General features: G+C 76.1%; 18 protein-coding genes. 8 read left to right on the top strand and 10 right to left on the bottom strand.

Features of this window, described 5'->3' with window-relative positions:
- Nucleotides 1–16 precede the first annotated feature (16 nt).
- Nucleotides 17–1,222 carry a serine/threonine-protein kinase gene (locus ACIBAI_RS16645; protein WP_399034801.1) on the bottom strand — a complete coding sequence of 402 codons (1,206 nt, stop codon included), beginning with the start codon at nucleotides 1,220–1,222 and terminating at the stop codon, nucleotides 17–19.
- A 307-nt stretch (nucleotides 1,223–1,529) separates the two neighbouring features.
- Between ACIBAI_RS16645 and ACIBAI_RS16650 the strand changes: the two genes are divergently transcribed.
- Nucleotides 1,530–2,036 (top strand): hypothetical protein, encoded by a 507-nt coding sequence (locus tag ACIBAI_RS16650; protein WP_399034803.1) that lies wholly within the window; start codon nucleotides 1,530–1,532, stop codon nucleotides 2,034–2,036.
- A 143-nt stretch (nucleotides 2,037–2,179) separates the two neighbouring features.
- Here ACIBAI_RS16650 and ACIBAI_RS16655 read toward each other — a convergent pair whose 3' ends face one another.
- Nucleotides 2,180–3,424, bottom strand: coding sequence for an MFS transporter (locus ACIBAI_RS16655; RefSeq protein ID WP_399034805.1), 1,245 nt, complete (start codon nucleotides 3,422–3,424; stop codon nucleotides 2,180–2,182).
- A 553-nt stretch (nucleotides 3,425–3,977) separates the two neighbouring features.
- On the opposite strand from ACIBAI_RS16655, the gene ACIBAI_RS16660 reads away from it, so the two are divergent.
- Both ACIBAI_RS16660 and ACIBAI_RS16665 read left to right on the top strand, forming a co-directional pair.
- Nucleotides 3,978–5,030: an NAD-dependent epimerase/dehydratase family protein gene (locus tag ACIBAI_RS16660; RefSeq protein WP_399034806.1), complete on the top strand. Its 1,053-nt coding sequence runs from the start codon at nucleotides 3,978–3,980 to the stop codon at nucleotides 5,028–5,030.
- Nucleotides 5,027–6,085 (top strand): glycosyltransferase family 9 protein, encoded by a 1,059-nt coding sequence (locus ACIBAI_RS16665; RefSeq protein ID WP_399034808.1) that lies wholly within the window; start codon nucleotides 5,027–5,029, stop codon nucleotides 6,083–6,085. Before ACIBAI_RS16660 ends, ACIBAI_RS16665 begins: the two co-directional genes overlap by 4 nt.
- A 101-nt stretch (nucleotides 6,086–6,186) precedes the next feature.
- Here the strand turns inward: ACIBAI_RS16665 and ACIBAI_RS16670 are convergent, their stop codons facing one another.
- The 3 genes from ACIBAI_RS16670 to ACIBAI_RS16680 form a co-directional block, all read right to left on the bottom strand.
- Nucleotides 6,187–6,750, bottom strand: a complete 564-nt coding sequence (locus ACIBAI_RS16670; protein ID WP_399034810.1) for a hemerythrin domain-containing protein — start codon at nucleotides 6,748–6,750, stop codon at nucleotides 6,187–6,189.
- A 377-nt stretch (nucleotides 6,751–7,127) separates the two neighbouring features.
- Nucleotides 7,128–7,661 (bottom strand): DoxX family membrane protein, encoded by a 534-nt coding sequence (locus tag ACIBAI_RS16675; RefSeq protein WP_399034813.1) that lies wholly within the window; start codon nucleotides 7,659–7,661, stop codon nucleotides 7,128–7,130.
- A 135-nt stretch (nucleotides 7,662–7,796) separates the two neighbouring features.
- Nucleotides 7,797–8,252 (bottom strand): MarR family winged helix-turn-helix transcriptional regulator, encoded by a 456-nt coding sequence (locus tag ACIBAI_RS16680; protein ID WP_399034815.1) that lies wholly within the window; start codon nucleotides 8,250–8,252, stop codon nucleotides 7,797–7,799.
- Nucleotides 8,253–8,436: 184 nt separating this feature from the next.
- Here ACIBAI_RS16680 and ACIBAI_RS16685 point away from each other — a divergent pair, with 184 nt between their 5' ends.
- Together ACIBAI_RS16685 and ACIBAI_RS16690 are read left to right on the top strand one after the other, a co-directional pair.
- Nucleotides 8,437–9,408, top strand: coding sequence for an alpha/beta hydrolase (locus ACIBAI_RS16685; RefSeq protein ID WP_399034817.1), 972 nt, complete (start codon nucleotides 8,437–8,439; stop codon nucleotides 9,406–9,408).
- Nucleotides 9,409–9,503: 95 nt separating this feature from the next.
- A complete protein-coding gene (locus tag ACIBAI_RS16690; RefSeq protein ID WP_399034819.1) occupies nucleotides 9,504–10,136 on the top strand; it encodes a GNAT family N-acetyltransferase in 633 nt (210 codons plus the stop codon).
- 15 nt (nucleotides 10,137–10,151) lie between these two features.
- On the opposite strand, the gene ACIBAI_RS16695 is transcribed toward ACIBAI_RS16690, so the two are convergent.
- Genes ACIBAI_RS16695 through ACIBAI_RS16705 form a run of 3 tightly spaced genes read right to left on the bottom strand, consistent with a single transcriptional unit; the run spans nucleotide 10,152 to nucleotide 11,856 of the window.
- Complete coding sequence (locus ACIBAI_RS16695) at nucleotides 10,152–10,880, bottom strand: metallophosphoesterase (protein WP_399034821.1); 729 nt, start codon at nucleotides 10,878–10,880, stop codon at nucleotides 10,152–10,154.
- Complete coding sequence (locus ACIBAI_RS16700) at nucleotides 10,880–11,173, bottom strand: BON domain-containing protein (protein WP_399034823.1); 294 nt, start codon at nucleotides 11,171–11,173, stop codon at nucleotides 10,880–10,882. The genes ACIBAI_RS16695 and ACIBAI_RS16700 overlap by 1 nt, the downstream gene beginning before the upstream one ends.
- Nucleotides 11,170–11,856 carry a nucleotidyltransferase domain-containing protein gene (locus ACIBAI_RS16705; RefSeq protein WP_399034825.1) on the bottom strand — a complete coding sequence of 229 codons (687 nt, stop codon included), beginning with the start codon at nucleotides 11,854–11,856 and terminating at the stop codon, nucleotides 11,170–11,172. The genes ACIBAI_RS16700 and ACIBAI_RS16705 overlap by 4 nt, the downstream gene beginning before the upstream one ends.
- 135 nt (nucleotides 11,857–11,991) lie before the next feature.
- On the opposite strand from ACIBAI_RS16705, the gene ACIBAI_RS16710 reads away from it, so the two are divergent.
- Nucleotides 11,992–12,303, top strand: coding sequence for a hypothetical protein (locus ACIBAI_RS16710; protein ID WP_399034827.1), 312 nt, complete (start codon nucleotides 11,992–11,994; stop codon nucleotides 12,301–12,303).
- 300 nt (nucleotides 12,304–12,603) lie between these two features.
- Here ACIBAI_RS16710 and ACIBAI_RS16715 read toward each other — a convergent pair whose 3' ends face one another.
- A complete protein-coding gene (locus ACIBAI_RS16715; protein ID WP_399034829.1) occupies nucleotides 12,604–13,296 on the bottom strand; it encodes a GAF and ANTAR domain-containing protein in 693 nt (230 codons plus the stop codon).
- 355 nt (nucleotides 13,297–13,651) lie between these two features.
- Here ACIBAI_RS16715 and ACIBAI_RS16720 point away from each other — a divergent pair, with 355 nt between their 5' ends.
- Complete coding sequence (locus tag ACIBAI_RS16720) at nucleotides 13,652–14,269, top strand: hypothetical protein (RefSeq protein WP_399034831.1); 618 nt, start codon at nucleotides 13,652–13,654, stop codon at nucleotides 14,267–14,269.
- 40 nt (nucleotides 14,270–14,309) lie between these two features.
- Here ACIBAI_RS16720 and ACIBAI_RS16725 read toward each other — a convergent pair whose 3' ends face one another.
- A complete protein-coding gene (locus tag ACIBAI_RS16725) occupies nucleotides 14,310–14,519 on the bottom strand; it encodes a hypothetical protein (RefSeq protein ID WP_399034833.1) in 210 nt (69 codons plus the stop codon).
- A 438-nt stretch (nucleotides 14,520–14,957) separates the two neighbouring features.
- Here ACIBAI_RS16725 and ACIBAI_RS16730 point away from each other — a divergent pair, with 438 nt between their 5' ends.
- Nucleotides 14,958–15,524 carry a snapalysin family zinc-dependent metalloprotease gene (locus tag ACIBAI_RS16730; RefSeq protein WP_399034836.1) on the top strand — a complete coding sequence of 189 codons (567 nt, stop codon included), beginning with the start codon at nucleotides 14,958–14,960 and terminating at the stop codon, nucleotides 15,522–15,524.
- The last annotated feature ends 110 nt before the right edge of the window (nucleotides 15,525–15,634 follow it).

Here is a 15,634-nt window from a genome sequence, read left to right on the forward strand (position 1 = left end):
ACGAGCCGGCCCGGGGTCACTCGTCGCCTTCGTCCTCCTCCTGCTCCTCCTCGTCGCCCCCGCCGGCGGGAACGCCGGCGGGCTGCGCGGAGGAGGTGACGGCGGCGGGCACGCCGGGGGAGGGAGCCGCCTCCGGCGACACGGACGGGCTCGCGCTCACGGACGGCTCGGCCTGCGGGTCGCGCGCCGCGCCCTCGTCGGGCGCGAACCAGGCCATGCCGGCCAGCAGCGCCAGGACGAACAGGGCGGCACCGCCCGCCACGGCCACCAGACGGGACGGGGAGAGGGACGGCTTGTGGGGGCGGCGCGGCGCGGCCCGGTGCACCGTCGTCCGCCACTGCGTGTCCACGACCGGGGGCCCGGACGGGGCGGCGTCCTGTCCCGGCAGCTGCTGCGGCAGGGGCTCCGGTGCGCCGTGCCAGGCTCCGCGGCCGAACCAGTCGGCCACCTCCTCCGCCGTGGGCCGGTCCTCGGGCTGCTTGGCCAGCAGCCCGAGCAGGTAGTTCTCGAAGGCGGGCGGCAGTCCGAGGCCGAGCTGCCGGGGCGGCACGGGCACGGCGTCGAGGTGCTGGTGCAGGACGGCCAGGGGGCTGTCGGCCTGGAACGGCGGGCGGCCGGTGAGCAGCTGGTAGAGCACGCAGCCCAGCGCGTACACGTCCGAGGCGGGTCCCGCGGGCCGGCCGAGGGCACGCTCGGGCGCGAGGTAGAGGCTGGTGCCGACGATCTGCCCGGTGGCGGTGAGGGCGGCGCCGGGGTCGTCGAGGAAGCGGGCGATGCCGAAGTCGCCGATCTTCAGCGTGCCGTCGGCGTCGAGCAGCAGGTTGGCCGGCTTGATGTCGCGGTGGACGATGCCCTGCCGGTGGGCGGCGGCCAGACCGGCGGCCGCCTCGGCGGCGATGCGGGCCACCCGCTCGGCGGGCAGCGGACCGCCGTGGGCCAGCACACGGGCCAGGCTGTCCCCCTCGATCAGCTCCATCACCAGGAACAGACGGCCCTCGTACTCGCCGAAGTCCAGCACACCGACCACGTGGGGGTGATTGAGCCGGCCGGCGGTCTGCGCCTCCAGCCGGAACCGCGAGACCGCGGTGGGATCGGAGTCCTGGGGCAGCATGAGCTTCACGGCGACCGGTCTGCCGAGCATCTCGTCGACGGCCCGCCAGACCTCCCCCATCGCTCCGCGCCCGATCACGTCCTGCAGCCGGTACCGGCCCGCTGTCAGCACTTGCGTCTCTTCCTCATGCCGTGATGCCGTATACGTCGACTCGACCGCCGCGGACCGGGCCTCATCGCGTGCGCGGATGAGGGTAGGGGAGGCCGCAGCCGCCCCAGCCTACCGGCTCATGATCAACGCGATGGCCACGCGCGGCCCCCGGGGGCCGGGCCGGGGCCCGAGGAGCCCGTCCCGGCCGCGCGGATGTGGCCGAAGCCACGCGCCGGAGGTGGCCCGGGCCATGTTCCCGCGCTCCGGGCCGCGACTACCGTGTGGGCAGTCCCCCTGTCCCCTCGCGAGCAGCTCGGACGGCCCGGCAGTGCAAGCAGATCTCTCCCCGGTCATCGCGGCGACCGCCCGATGGCTCACGTGCGCCTACCCGTCGTACGGCGGCGCGCTGGCCTCCGCCCTGTGCGAGGTGCAGGCGCGGCAGGCCGCGACGGTCGCGGCGTGGCTGCGGTACCCGACGCCGATGGACGCCGCGCTGGTCGGCGTGGCGGGCCCCGGAGGCTCCGCCCGGCTCGACTGGATCACGGGTGCGGACGGGGACGACGCCTGGCGGACCTGGGTCGACGAGGTCGTGGCCAGCTGGGCGGCCTGCCTGCTCGGCGACCCGGAGCTGGCCGCCCTGGCCGTGGCCGCGCTCGCCGAGGGCGACCACGCGGCCGGGACGCCGCTGGAGTTCCGGCGCCTGGTCGCGCCCGACGACGGCGACCGCCGCGCGGCGGCCCTGCTGCGCCACCCCGACCTCCTGGCCCCGGTGGCGCGACTGCACCGCTCCCAGCTGCTCGACCGCCTGAAGCCCGGCCGGGCCCTGATCGCCTGAGAGCGGGCCGGGCCCCGACCGCCCGGGCGGCTCCGGCACCCGGTCCCGGCCCCGTCCCGCCGCGCGGACGGGGCCGGGCGTGTCCGGCCCGGTTCCCGTCCCGCCGCGCGAAGGGGGCCGAGCCGTGTCCGGCCCGGCCCCGCTCACGCGGCCGTGCTCAGAGCCGCCTTCCCGGCGAGGTCCCCCTCCTGCGTGCCCAGGGTCACCGGCGCCGGCGTCCGGCGTCCCCGCAGGAGGTGGCCCGCGCCGATCGCGCCGGCGATGACCAGGCCGCCGGCCACCAGGGCGCCGCGGGCGCCGGCCAGCTCCATCAGGAGGCCGAGCGCCGGGGGGCCGCCGAGGTTCCAGACCGTGCCGATGCTGCCCCACACGCCGAGCACGCGCCCCCGCAGCCGGGCGGGCGGGTCGGTCTGCAGGACCGCCCGCCCGGCGGTGTCGGAGACGGACTCCACCACGGCCATCGGCAGCACCAGCGCCAGCAGCACGGCCAGCGACGGCGACAGTCCGGCCACCACCTGCAGGAGCGCGCCCGAGGCCGCGAGCAGCCCCACGAGCCGCACGGAGGGCCGGCGCATCCGGGCGCCGAGCAGAGCGCCGAGGATGCCGCCGGCGGCGAGCACCGTGGACACCGTCCCGAACGCCCCGGCGCCGCCCGCGAGCGGCCCGGTGACGAGCACGGCCAGGGTGAGTCCGTAGTTCCGGCCGAAGACCGCGCTGACCCCGGTGATCCCGGCCAGCGCCAGCAGCCGGGGCCGGCGGGCGAAGAACACCAGGCCCTCCCGCACGGTCATGTCCTGCGCCGGGCGCGCCCGCCCGCCGGCCGCGGCCCCCCGGGCCGCCCCGGGGGCCGGGCGCAGGAACGGGATGACCGAGGCCACGAACAGGAACGACAGCCCGTTGGCGGCGTACGCCGCGGCCGTGCCGAGGAAACCGACCGTCAAGCCCGCCAGCGCGGTGCCCACGAGGCACCCCGCCTGGTGCACCAGGGCGCCCACCCCGATGGCGGACGGCACGTCCGCCACGGGGACGAGGTCGTTGCCCAGCAGGGCGCACGCCGGCCCGTCGACCGTGGCGACGACGCCGGTCACGGCGGCCAGCACCATCAGCGAGGTCATGTCGAGCCGGTCCAGCGCCACCAGCACGGCCGTGGCGAACGCGATCGCGCCGAGCAGGGCCTGGCTGACGGCGGCCGTCACCTTGCGGGGCCAGCGGTCGACGGCGGCGCCGCCGAAGAGGCTGATGAGCAGCGCGGGCGCGGCCTGCACGGACAGCGACAGCCCCGTCGCGGCGGCGGACCCGGTGATCTGCAGGACGAGCAGGTTCTGCACCGTGAGCTGCATCCACGTACCGGCGTTCGACACGAAGTTCGCGAAGGACCACCAGCGCATGCCGCGGTGCCGGAGGGACCGCCAGGGCGAGCGGGCGGCGGCCGCGGGCGGCGGGGCCGGATCGGGCGCAGGGGCGGGCGGGGCGGGGGAGGGGGAGGAAGACACAGGGCGCTATTCGAGGACGAGTCGGGGGACTCCCGACGGAGAAGGGGGAAGGAAGAGGGGCGTGACGCCGGCTGCGCTGCGCGGCGACCCCGCGGAGCCGGGAGACGGCGCGGACCATGGTGGCAGAAGGGGCTGCCGAGTCGAGGCCGGCCCGGCCCTCCCGCCTCCTCGCACCGACGGCAAGAGCCCGCCCGCCCGCGGCACTTGGCACGCCGAGTGCGCTTGATCACAGCTTCCGCCGCGGTGGTGCCGGGGCCCGGCGGGCGTGACGGTGCCCACAGCCGCACCGCCCGCGGAGGGGATCCGCCGCCCCGGCGGCGGGGCGGAGCGGCCGTCAAGGAATGAAAGCGGCTCGGCGGGGAACCCGTCGGCCCGTTCTCGGCGCTTCTCAGCCGTCGTCGGCGCCCCCTGGGGGAGTCGACGTCCCCAGGGGAAGGAAGGCCGTCCCATGACGCCGATGACGACGCTCCCCGCGGACGCCGGTGCGCGACTTTCCTGGAACCGGGCCCTGGTGACCGGCGGGGCGGGCTTCCTCGGTTCGCATCTGTGCGCACGACTGCTGGATTCAGGAGTCGAGGTCGACTGCCTGGACGACCTCTCCACCGGGCGGTCCGGGAACGTGGCCCCCCTCTCCGACCGCCCGGGATTCCGGTTCCTGGAACGCGACATCCGCGACATCCGCGATATTCACGACATCCGCGGCACCCGTGACGTCCCGGCCTCCGGCTGCGAGGAGGCCCTCACCGGCCCGTACGACCTCGTCCTGCACCTGGCCGGGCCCACCGCGCCGGCCGACGCGACGGGCCGGCCCCGGGAGGCCCTCGACGCGGGCAGCCTCGGTACCCGCAACGCGCTGGCCGTCGCCGACCGGGACGGCGCCCGCTTCCTGCTCGTCTCCTCGCCCGAGGCCCGCGCCGGGGACCGGGCGGGCGACGGCGATCCGGTCGGCCCGTACAGCGCCTACGCCGAGGCCACGCGGTTCTCCGAAGCCCTGGTCGCCGCCCACGCGGCCGGCGGCAGCAACGCCGGGATCGTGCGCGTGTTCGCCACCTGCGGGCCCCGGATGCGGACGGACGACGGCCGGACGATCTCCACCCTCCTGGGGCAGGCGCTGTCCGGCGGACCGGTCACCGTCGCCGGCGACGGTGACCGGACGCTGCCCCTGTGCTACGTCGACGACGTGGCCGACGGGGTGCTGCTGCTGGCCGCCGGCCGGTCGGTGCGCCCGGTCGACCTCGGCGGCGACGACGGGCCGACGGTCGCGCAGCTGGCCCGCCGGATCGCCGCGCTGACCGGCTCCGGTTCGCCGGCGCTCGCCGACGGGACGGCCGGCGAGCCTCCACCGCCCCGCCCCGCCACCGGCTTCGCCCGCGAGCTCTTCGGCTGGGTGCCGAGGGTGACCTGGCAGGAGGGCCTCGAGCGCACCGTCGCCGCCTTCCTGGCCGGGCCCGGCCGCGCCCCGGCGGCCGTGGGGCGCGACGGCGGGGGGCGGTCCGCGTGAAGGCGCTCGTCACCTGCCCGGGCGGTCTCGGGCCCGTCCTGCTGGCCGGCCCCGCCGTGCGGGCGGTGGCCACCCGGGCCACTCGTGTGACGCTGCTCTGCGGCGCCCGGGGCGCGCCCGCCGCCGGGCTGCTGCCGCACGTCGACGACGTCGTGGTGTGGGACGGCCTCGGGACCGGCGAGACCCCCGGGACGTCCGGGGCCCCGGAGGAGGGGGCCGGTCCGCCCGCGGCCGGCACGGACACCGGGAGCGTGCTGCGGCGTCTGCGCGACGACGGGTACGACGTCGCCCTCGTCCTCGCCCCCGGTGGCCGGGACCCGCTGCCCACGGCACGGCTGCTGCGGGCGGCCGGGGTGCGCCGCGTCGGCGCCGGCGGCCCGGACCCCGCGCAGCCCGTGGAGCACGACGGGGACCTGCTCGACGTCCGCCGCCGGTGTCCGCCGGGGCGGCACGAGGCCGAGGAGGCCCTCGACGCGGCCGCCGCCCTGGGCTTCTCCCTCAGGCCCGGCGACGACGGGCGGCTGCGCGTCCTGCCGGCCCCCGACACCGCGCCCCTCACCGGCAACGGCCCGTACGTCGTCGTCCACCCCGGGTCCGGGTGGCCGGCCCACGCCTGGGACCCCGGTCGCTGCGCGGAGACGGTCGCCCTGCTCGCCGACGCCGGTCACCGCGTCGTCGTCACCGGTGGGCCCGGCGAGGCCGCCCTGACCCGCCGCGTCAGCGGTGACACGGCCGTCGACCTGGGAGGCCGTACGAGCCCTCGGGTGCTGGCCGGTGTGCTGCGGTGCGCCGACGTCCTCGTCGCCGGCGGCACCGGTCCCGCCCAGCTCGCCGCGGCGGTCGGTACGCCGGTCGTCTCGCTGTTCCCGCCGGCGGTGCCGGCCGGGCGCCGGGCCCCCTACCGGGTCCCCGCGGTCCTCCTCGGCGATCCGGGCGGCCGGGACGCGGACCCGGGCGCCCGCGACCGCCCCGTGCCCGGCCGTGCCCGCCCGGACGAGGTCACGCCCCAGGACGCCGTCCGGGCCGTGCGGGAGCTGCTGCAAGCGGGCCCGTGAGGCGGGGCGCCGGGCGGCGGGTGTGCGGCAGGGGAGGCCCGTCGCCGTGGCGACGGGCCCGTCGGGCGGGGTGCGGGGGCCGGACCGTGACGGGCGTGCGGTCAGCCCTGCTTGCCGCGGCCCGTCAGCGCGTCGCGCATCCGGTCCACCAGCCCGACCCCCGGCGCCAGCATCTTGTTCGCCGGAGGCTTGTCCGGAGCGGCCGGGTGCGGACGGGTCGGCGCCGTCTTCTTCGCCTGCCGGACCTTGTCGCCCAGTTCGTCGAGCGCCTCCGGGGAACAGGCGTTGCGCAGCATCGGGAAGAGGTTCCCCTCCTCGTCGGCCACGTGCGAGCGGATCTCGTTCATCAGCATGCCGATGAGCCGGTCGAACTCCGGATCGTCCGCCCCGCAGCCCTCCAGGTCCTTCATGATCTGCTCGGCCCTGGCGTGGTCCTCCAGCTCCTTGTCGGCCACCGCGTCCCCGTCCGGCACGTGCTCGCGCACGGCCGGGTAGAGGTACTCCTCCTCCGCCACGGAGTGCCGGATCAGCTCCATCGTGACCTGGTCGGCGTACATCTTGCGGTCCGTGTGACCGGGCGCCAGCGCCTCGATCCTGCCGAAGAGCTCCTCGACCTCCCGGTGATCGGTCACCAGTTCGTCGATGACGTTTCCTCCGTGTCCCATGTCCTTCACCTCCAGCCAGGTCGTGGCGGTCCCGGATCGACTCGCCACGAGCGTCGAGTCCCCCCGCCCCGGCCGGCCGGCCGTCCGGGGCCTGGCCGTGCCGCACGACTGCGCGGGAGCACCGGCCACCTGTGGCCACCCGACCACACGCCGCACTCCCACGCCCCTTCGGCTACTCCCTTCCGGGCACGTCCCGCCCCGTCCCTCGCGGGGGCCCGGCGGCGGGCGGCACGGGCGGACACCCCCTGCGGAGGAGCGCGTCCTCGTGGTCCCGGGCGGCGGCGCGGAGGGGAAGCGGGCAGCGCTCGTGCCCCGCGGCGGCCGCCGCGGGGCGCGTCGCGGACGACTCCGCGGGAAAGCGCCCCGGCCGGCGACGCTCAGCCGCCCAGCTTGGCCTTGACGCCGCTCGCCGCCGCCATGGGGCGGGCCGTCGCGCGGACCGAGCGGCGCACCAGCCGCGCGTCCCGGCGCAGGTCCTGGGCCGCGTGGCGGCTCCGCCACAGCACGGACGGCGCGCTGCCGGTGTCGTCGGCCGTGATCAGCAGGCCGCCCAGCATGGACAGGTTCTTGAGGAAGTGGACGCGCTGCTGGGCGCGTTCGGCGGGGTCCTCCGTCTCCCAGAAGCGGTGGCCCGCCAGGGTGGTGGGCAGCAGCGTCGCGGCGAGCGCCAGGGCCGACAGGCGCGGCACGCGTCCGAGGCCGAGCAGGACGCCGGCCGCCACCTGCACGGCGCCGTTGAGCCGGACCAGCTGCTCCGGGCGGTCGACCACCACGCCGAGGCGTTCGACGACGGGGCGTACGACGGGCTCGGCGACCGGTGCCACGCTCTCGGGGTTGCGCAGCGAGTTCATGCCGCCGGCGACGAACATCGAGGCCAGCATGGGGCGGCCGGCCACACGCAGAAGACTCATGACGCTCTCCAGGAGGTGTCGTGCCCTACAGGCCCTGCGGGCCCCCCAGCGGCTCCCCGGGTTCCCCGCCCGGCCGGTGCCAATCGGCGCCCGCGCCCGTGCGGGTTCCGTGGTGCGGCGGCCCGCCGGCCCGGGTCAGCCCCCGGAGACGTTGGCGGTGATCAGCCGCAGGAGGCGCTTGGCCGCCGCGTCCTGCTCCGGGGTGAGTCCCATCGCGTCGCCGATGGCGGCGGGCACCGCGCGGGCCCGGTCCCGGAGCCGGATCCCGGCGTCGGTGAGGCGCAGGGCCACCGAGCGCTCGTCGTCCGGGCGGCGTTCACGGCGCAGCAGGCCGGCCGCCTCCAGCCGTTTGAGCAGCGGGGAGAGGGTGCTGGACTCCAGCTGGAGGGCCGCGCCCAGATCACGGACGGAGATCGAGTCCTGCTCCCACAGCACCAGCATGACCAGGTACTGGGGGTAGGTCAGGCCCAGCTCGTCCAGCAGCGGGCGGTAACGGGCCGTCACCGCCCGGGAGGCCGCGTACAGGGCGAAGCAGAGCTGGTCGTCCAGAAGCAGCGACCCCTCGGGCGGTTCGGGGACGGTCGGGTTCACGCACCACTCCTGGTCTGCGTCCTGGGCACGGCGCTCACCACCCTACCGGTCGAGCGCCCTCGATTCTGTCGAACCCAAACTAGTTGCGCACTATCTAATCGAGCGCTACTGTTTCGGTCGTGCCGCCCCTCCCGGCGAAATCCCGCCGGGAACCTGCCGCGGCGCCCGATCCGAGGAGATCGCGATGACCGACACCACCACCGCCGTCCGCCCCGTGCTGGAGCCTGCCGCGCAGGCGTTCGCCGAGGCGACCGCGAACCCGCCCTACCTGTTCGACCTGGGCCCGGTCGAGGGCCGCAAGGCGGTCGACGAGGTGCAGTCCGGCCAGATCGCCAAGCCGGCCGTCGACGAGGAGTGGATCACCGTGGAGGGCGGCCCGACGGGCAGCGTGCGGGCCCGCATCGTCCGCCCCGCCGGCGCCACGGGCACCCTGCCCGTCGTCCTCTACATCCACGGCGCGGGCTGGGTGTTCGGCAACGCCCACACCCACGACCGCCTGGTGCGCGAACTGGCCACCGGCGCCCACGCCGCCGTGGTCTTCCCCGAGTACGACCTCTCGCCCGAGGCCCGCTACCCCATCGCCATCGAGCAGAACTACACCGTCGCCCGGTGGGTCGTGCGCGAGGGCGCCGCCAGGAACCTCGACGCCGCCCGCATCGCGGTCGCCGGCGACTCCGTCGGCGGCAACATGAGCGCCGCCTTGACCCTGATGGCCAAGGAACGCGGCGACGTGCCCCTGGTGCAGCAGGTCCTGTTCTACCCCGTCACCGACGCGAGCTTCGACACCGCCTCCTACCACCAGTTCGCCGAAGGCTACTTCCTGCGCCGCGACGCCATGCAGTGGTTCTGGGACCAGTACACCACCGACCGGGCCGAGCGGGCGCAGATCACCGCCTCCCCCCTGCGCGCCACCACCGAACAGCTCACCGGCCTGCCCCCGGCCCTGGTCATCACCGCCGAGGCCGACGTCCTGCGCGACGAGGGCGAGGCCTACGCCGCCAAGCTCCGCGCCGCCGGCGTACCCGTCACCGCCGTGCGCTACCAGGGCGTCATCCACGACTTCGTCATGCTCGACGCCCTGCGCGACACCCACGCCGCCCAGGCCGCCATCGCCCAGGCCGCCACCGTCCTGCACACCGTCCTGCACACCGCCTGACCCCCGCCCGCCCACCCCGCCCACGGGAGACACCCGTGGGCGGGGAGCCGCCCCGCAATCTTGTGAGAGCGCTCCCAGGGGAGCAGGATGTCCCGGTGACTTCGTCTCCCGCCGTACGCCCGTACCGCCCCGGGGACCGAGAGGCCCTGGACGACATCTGCGTCCGCACCGGACACAACGGCCGCGACAGCCGACCCCACTACGCGGATCCCGGCATCCTCCCCGTGATCTTCGCGGCGCCGTACGTCCACCTGGAGCCTGAGCTGGCCTTCGTCCTGGACGACGGGCAGGGGCGGGCGGTCGGCTACATCCTCGGCACCGCCGACACGCCCCGCTTCGTCGAGGCGTTCCGCACGAAGTGGCTGCCCCGGGTCGCCGACCGCCACCCGGAACCGGACGGCCCGCCGGGCACGCCGGACGAGGCGATGAGGGTGCTGCTGCACCACCCCGAGCGGATGGTCCTGCCCCAACTGGCCGCGTATCCGGCCCATCTGCACATCGACCTGCTGCCCGAGTGGCAGGGCCGCGGACACGGCCGGGCGCTGATGCGGACGTTCCTGGGGGCGCTGCGGGACGCCGGGGTGCCGGCCGTCCACCTGGGGATGGCGACGGCCAACACCCCGGCCAGAGCCTTCTACGACCGCCTCGGCTTCCACGAGATCGAGGTGCCGGACCCGGGGCCGGTCACCTACCTGGGGCGCACGACGGGAGAACCCGGCCGGCCCTGACGGCTCCCGCGCCGGTCAGCCGGCGGTGTGCAACTGGTACACGCTGAACGCGCGGCGGATGACCGGCTGCGCCACGTTGCGCACCCGCACGCCGCCGGCCGTCATCCCGTGCTCCGTGCCCATGTGGGCGTGGCCGTGCACGGCGAGGTCCGCGCCGGCCGTGTCGATCGCCTCGGCGAGCAGATAGCTGCCGAGGAAGGGATAGATCTCCAGCGGCTCACCGGCGAGGGTGTCGGCCACGGGGGAGAAGTGCGTGAGGGCGACCCGCACGTCGCAGCCCTCCCGGTCCAGCTCCTCCAGCGCGGTGCGCAGACCGTCCGCGCTGCGCCGGGTGGAGCGGACGAACTCCTTCATCAGCGGCTCGCCGAACTCCCCCGCGCAGCGGCCGACGAACCCGCCGCCGAAACCCTTGGTGCCGGCCACGCCGACGCGTGCGCCGTCGCACTCCACGACGGTCGCCCCGCCCTCCAGGACCGTCACATCGGCGTCCCGGAGGATGTCGGCGACCTTCTCCGGCTGTTCGTCGTGGTGGTCGTGGTTGCCGAGTACCGCCACGACCGGCACGGGCAGACCGCGCACCTCCTGCGCCACCACCCGTGCCTCCTCCGGGGTGCCGTGCCGGGTCAGGTCCCCGGCGAGCAGCAGCAGATCGGCACAGTCGGACAGGGTGTCGAACGCGGGCCGCAGCAGTCCCTGGCTGTCGGGCCCCATGTGGATGTCCCCCACGGCGGCGACGCGGACCATCACAGCTCCTCCGCATGATCGGGGCGGGTCGTCTCCGCCACCACGATGTCGCTGTGCACGGTGATCCCGGCCAGCTCCTCACCGACGATCCGCAACAGGGTCTCGCGGCACCGCGCCGAGGGCACCGTGCCGCTCACCACGACGGCTCCGGCCCGCATCTCGGTCCGTACGCCCAGCTCGCCGAGTTCCTCCGCGGCGAGCCGGTCCTGGAGATGGGCGACGCGGTACTCGACGTGCGCGGCGGGCGGGGCGTCGCCCGCCGCGGCCCCCTGGCGGGCTACCGGGTCGGTCATCGCTGTTCCTCCTTCGGCGCAATGATCTCCAGTCGCTCCAGCATGAAGAAGAACGCCGCGGGCATCGGGGCGTCCCCGCAGGAGCGGCGCACCTCGCCCCAGTCGATCTTCTCCCGCAGCGTGCGGGCGATCGGGAGGACCGCTCCGAAGTCGCAGTGGTGCTCCGAGAAGGCGGCCAGCAGACTGTGCATCAGGTCGGTCGGCGCCAGCACCGGCATGAGCACCGAGTCCACCGACAGCTCCTCGGCCCGCGCCAGCAGCTCCGTCGTGACGGGCTCGTGCGCCAGCTCGAAGATGAGGTCCACCTGCTGTCCCAGGCAGGTGGCCTTCAGCAGCCAGTCCTCCGGAGGCGTGTACACCGTCAGGCCCGCCTCGCGCAGGGTGTCGGCGACGGAGGCCGCGTCCTCGGGGCGGATGCAGAAGTCGACGTCGTGCTGGAGGTTCTGGACGCCGCCGTGGGCGTACACGGCGACGCTGCCCGCCAGCGCGAACGCGTGCCCCTGCCGCTTCAGGATCGCCCCCACCTGCTTGGCCGCCTCCAGGATCGCCTGGTTGCGGTCCAGGGGCAGGTCCCCGCCCGTCACGTCGTGCCGGGGAACGGGCGCGGGGCCGCCCGCCGCCAGGCGGAGCTCGGGAACGCCGGCGCGCTGGTCGAAAGCGTTGTCGTCGGCGTGCTGCGTCATCGTTGCCCCCTTCGCCGGCCGCCTGGGACGACCGCTCGGAACACTTGCCGGTGCCCCTCGGGTACCCGGCGCGTCCCCGCCGACACGGGTCCGCCCGGGTGCGCGTGCCGGCCGGATCCGGGGCACTCGTGCGGCATGAACAGCGAGGACAAGCAGCAGCGGACACCGTCCGGGGAGCGCCGTACCGTCGAGCGGCTGGTGGCGGCCTGGCTGGCGGAGACCGAACGGCACGACAGCGCCGCGGCCCGTGAGGCGCGCACCGGCTGGGAGCGCGGCTCCCTGTCGGACCGGGCCGCGGAGGACCTGGCCACATGGGTCACCGCCCGGGTCACGGACACGGCCTTCAACGAGGACGAGGGCCCCTGGATCGGGGCGGACGTCCGGATCACCCCGTCGGACAAGGACACCGTCCACGAATGGCTCAGGGCGCAGGGGCACGCGGTGTGACCCGGCCGGCCCCGGGACGGCGGCGGAACGCCCCGGGGCGCCGATCCCGGGCGGTGCCGCCCCGTCCGTCCTCGCCGCGCCGTCCCGGGCGGGCGCGGTGCGTGGTGCGGCGGCGGGACACCGCGCCGGGCGGACGGGCCGCCCGCGGATCGCCGGGCCCGCCGCCGCGGGGGACGTCTCAGGCCGTGTGAACAGGGAACCCCGTGACCGGGCCGGGTGCAGCGGCATACCCCGGGGGCTGTCCCGGCCAAGGTCCTCCCGGTTCGGCCCATGAGCCGGGAGGACCGCCGTCCGCGCCCCTCAGGGCACCGGACTGCCGGTCTCGCAGACGCGCCGCGCCACCTCCCGCAGCTTGGTGTTGGTCTTCTGGGACTGGGTGCGCAGCAGGTCGAAGGCCTCCTCCTCGCTGATCCGGTACCGGCCCATCAGGATGCCCATCGCCTCCCCGATGGTGTGCCGGGTGTCGAGGGCCTCGCGCAGCTGGGCGTCGGCGCGGGCGCTGGAGAAGGCCACCGCCGCGTGGGAGGCCAGCAGCCAGCCCGCCGTCTCGCTGGACTCGGTGAAGGTGCCGGGCTTGCGGGAGTAGAGGTTCAGCGAGCCCAGTTCCTCCTCCCGGGTGTAGAGCAGGAACCCCATCATGCTGCCCATCCCGAGATCGCGGGCGCGGGGTACGTAGGTCGGCCAGCGTTCCGCCTGCTCGGTGAAGTCGGGGATGCGGAAGACGCGTTCGGCCGGGCCGGGCCGCGCCAGGTCGAAGCACGGTCCCTCGCGCAGCTGCTCCTGCAGCCGGTCGCTGTCGACCACGAACTGGTGCGTGGGCGCCAGCGACTGCACCCGGTCGCCGTTCAGGACGAGGATGCCGGCCGCCTCGCAGCCCTCCACCAGCCGCACCGCCGAGTCGGTGATCCGTTCCAGCGTGGCGCTCACCGTCTCCTGGGCCAGGAGGTCCCGGGCCAGGGAGGCCATCTGCTCCGCGAACGACCGCCAGTCCATGCTCCGCCTCCACACCCGACCGCACCTACAGGCCCTCGCCCATCGTGGCACGCCCGCCCCGGGCGGGCTTCCCCGTCACCTGCCCGGACGGCGTCCCGGGACACGCGGGGCCCCGCGGGGAGAGGGCCGTGACGGCGGGGCGCCGATGCGCCCCGCCGCCGTTGCCCGCCGGTGACATCCGGGACGAAACCGTGGCGGAGGGAGAGGGCAACGAAAGCCGGCCGCAGCGGGTCGTACCGGGTGCAAGGAGCGCTGGACCGCGCGGCGCCGGGCGTCGGGCCCGGCCGCGCCCGGCGCCCCGGGCACGCCGCACCGCAGCGCGCACGCCGCGCCTGCCCACAAGGGGAGACACACCGTGAACGTACGAGCTCGAGGAATCCGCGCCACCGTGGCCGTGCTGGCGGCCGCCGCCGGTGTCGCCGTGGCCGCCGTCCCCGCGACCGCCGGTACGGCGGACTCCGGCACCCCCCGGTTCCTGGAACCGGGCGAGCTGCCGCCGCACCCGGCCTCCCCCTGGTACGCGGGGCCGGTCACCGCCGGACAGCCGGACCCGCTGCCGGTCTGCGCGGGCGAGGCGCTGCCGTCCACCGCCACCCACCGCTCGTACTGGACCGAGTACGACACCGGCGCCCTGCAGGTCACCGTGGTGGAGCGGGACCGGCAGCGCGCCCGGGACTTCGCGGCCCTGCTGCGCAAGGACCTCGCCGACTGCGCGAAGAAGCTGATGAAGCAGGACCCGGACCTCACGGCGACGGTGAAGTCCTACGGCGGGCTGAACGTGGAGGAGGGCGCCCACGTCTACGGCCTGCACACCGCCTCCACGTCGGGGTCCTCCGACATCCATCTGTTCTCGGTCGGACGGGACGACAGGACCGTGACCGTCGTCCAGTGGGGGCAGATGGGCACCTTCGAGCACGCCCGGGTCGCCGACTTCCGGCGGACCACCGTCACCGCTGTCGACAAGCTGTACTGACCGGCCCGGCTCCGGGGGGCCCGGCTGCCGAGGCGGGGGCTCAGGCGGCGTGCCGCCCGCGCTGCGCGCGGCGCCCGCTCACGGCGGCCTCCCGGGCCGGCGCGCTCCTGCCACCGGGCAGGAGCCGCAGATGGCCCCGGTGGGGCGACCGGGGCGCACCGCCGTCCCGCAGGAGCCGGTCCTCTATACGGGTCATGACGAACAGCAGCAGCCCCAATCCGGGCAGCAGCAGGACAGCGACCGCGAGCACGGCTTCCCCTCCCTGTGGACGACGTACCGTCCGAGTGCCCGCCAGAAGGAGGGACAGCCGTGCGGGTTCGCGCCCGCCGTGCCGCACCGGGGCGTGAATCCGCCGGCGGGGCCCCGCCGGCGGACCCGCCGGTCCCGGCCGGTTCCCCGTCGCCGAAGCCGGCGCCCGCCAGTGCGGCGGCCCGCTGCTCCGGCCGCCCGGCGCGGGAGCCGTCGCTTCGCCGGTGGAGGCGGACCGCGTGTCCCGGCCGGCCCCGGCGGGGGGCACCGGTTCGTCCCGGTCCGGCGCCGGGCCTCGCCGCGGCGGCCGCCGAAGGCGAGTCCCGCGGCGTCGTACCGTCACGCGGAACGACGGATTGGCGCCTGCCCCGGGTGGGCAGGAAACCCCCCGATGTTCATGTCATGTACACGACTGCCTTTCCCCACGAGGAGGTCGACCATGCACGTCCGCAGACTGACCGGCGGTCTGGGCGCCGCCGCCCTGACGGTGGCCCTGACCCTGTCCGGAGGCCACGCCGTGGCCGCCGGGCCGGCCGCCGGGGACCACGCCCTGGCGGCACGGGTCCTCACCTACGACGCGAGCGGCGCGGCGGAGTTCAGGTCCGCGGTGGACCGGGGCGCCGCCATCTGGAACGAGAGCGTCGACGCCGTCGAACTGCGGCCGGTCGCGGCCGGACAGCGCGCCAACATCCGCGTCCTGGCGGACAACGGCTGGCCCCGCGCCCTGCCCACCACCCTCGGCAACGGCACCGTCTACATCGGACGGCAGGCCGTCGGCCAGGGCTACGACACGGTCCGCATCTCGTCCCACGAACTGGGGCACATCCTGGGTCTGCCGGACCGCAAGCCCGGGCCCTGCTCCAGTCTGATGTCCGGCTCCAGCGCCGGCACCGCCTGCACGAACCCCTACCCGAACGCGGCGGAGCGGGCGGAGGTCGAGGACAACTTCGGCGGCGCGCTCACCGGGACGACGCCGACTGCGTACGCGGCCGTGATCGTCGACTGATCCGGCGGCGGGGGGGGGCGGGGGGGCGCCCCCCCCCCCCCCCCCCCCCCCGCCGCCCCCCCCCCCCCCCCCCCCCCCCCCCCCCCCCCCCCCCCCCCCCCCCCCCCACC

It is taken from the genome of Streptomyces sp. NPDC051041 (assembly GCF_044456065.1).
Lineage (GTDB): Bacteria > Actinomycetota > Actinomycetes > Streptomycetales > Streptomycetaceae > Streptomyces > Streptomyces glaucus.

What these genes read in the sequence shown, in the direction of transcription:
- ACIBAI_RS16685 (WP_399034817.1), top strand. Translation starts at nt 8,437, where the DNA reads ATGACCGACACCACCACCGCCGTCCGCCCCGTGCTGGAGCCTGCCGCG.
- ACIBAI_RS16695 (WP_399034821.1), bottom strand. Translation starts at nt 10,880, where the DNA reads ATGGTCCGCGTCGCCGCCGTGGGGGACATCCACATGGGGCCCGACAGC.
- ACIBAI_RS16710 (WP_399034827.1), top strand. Translation starts at nt 11,992, where the DNA reads ATGAACAGCGAGGACAAGCAGCAGCGGACACCGTCCGGGGAGCGCCGT.
- ACIBAI_RS16675 (WP_399034813.1), bottom strand. Translation starts at nt 7,661, where the DNA reads ATGAGTCTTCTGCGTGTGGCCGGCCGCCCCATGCTGGCCTCGATGTTC.
- ACIBAI_RS16660 (WP_399034806.1), top strand. Translation starts at nt 3,978, where the DNA reads ATGACGCCGATGACGACGCTCCCCGCGGACGCCGGTGCGCGACTTTCC.
- ACIBAI_RS16730 (WP_399034836.1), top strand. Translation starts at nt 14,958, where the DNA reads ATGCACGTCCGCAGACTGACCGGCGGTCTGGGCGCCGCCGCCCTGACG.
- ACIBAI_RS16705 (WP_399034825.1), bottom strand. Translation starts at nt 11,856, where the DNA reads ATGACGCAGCACGCCGACGACAACGCTTTCGACCAGCGCGCCGGCGTT.
- ACIBAI_RS16655 (WP_399034805.1), bottom strand. Translation starts at nt 3,424, where the DNA reads ATGCGCTGGTGGTCCTTCGCGAACTTCGTGTCGAACGCCGGTACGTGG.
- ACIBAI_RS16700 (WP_399034823.1), bottom strand. Translation starts at nt 11,173, where the DNA reads ATGACCGACCCGGTAGCCCGCCAGGGGGCCGCGGCGGGCGACGCCCCG.
- ACIBAI_RS16670 (WP_399034810.1), bottom strand. Translation starts at nt 6,750, where the DNA reads ATGGGACACGGAGGAAACGTCATCGACGAACTGGTGACCGATCACCGG.
- ACIBAI_RS16715 (WP_399034829.1), bottom strand. Translation starts at nt 13,296, where the DNA reads ATGGACTGGCGGTCGTTCGCGGAGCAGATGGCCTCCCTGGCCCGGGAC.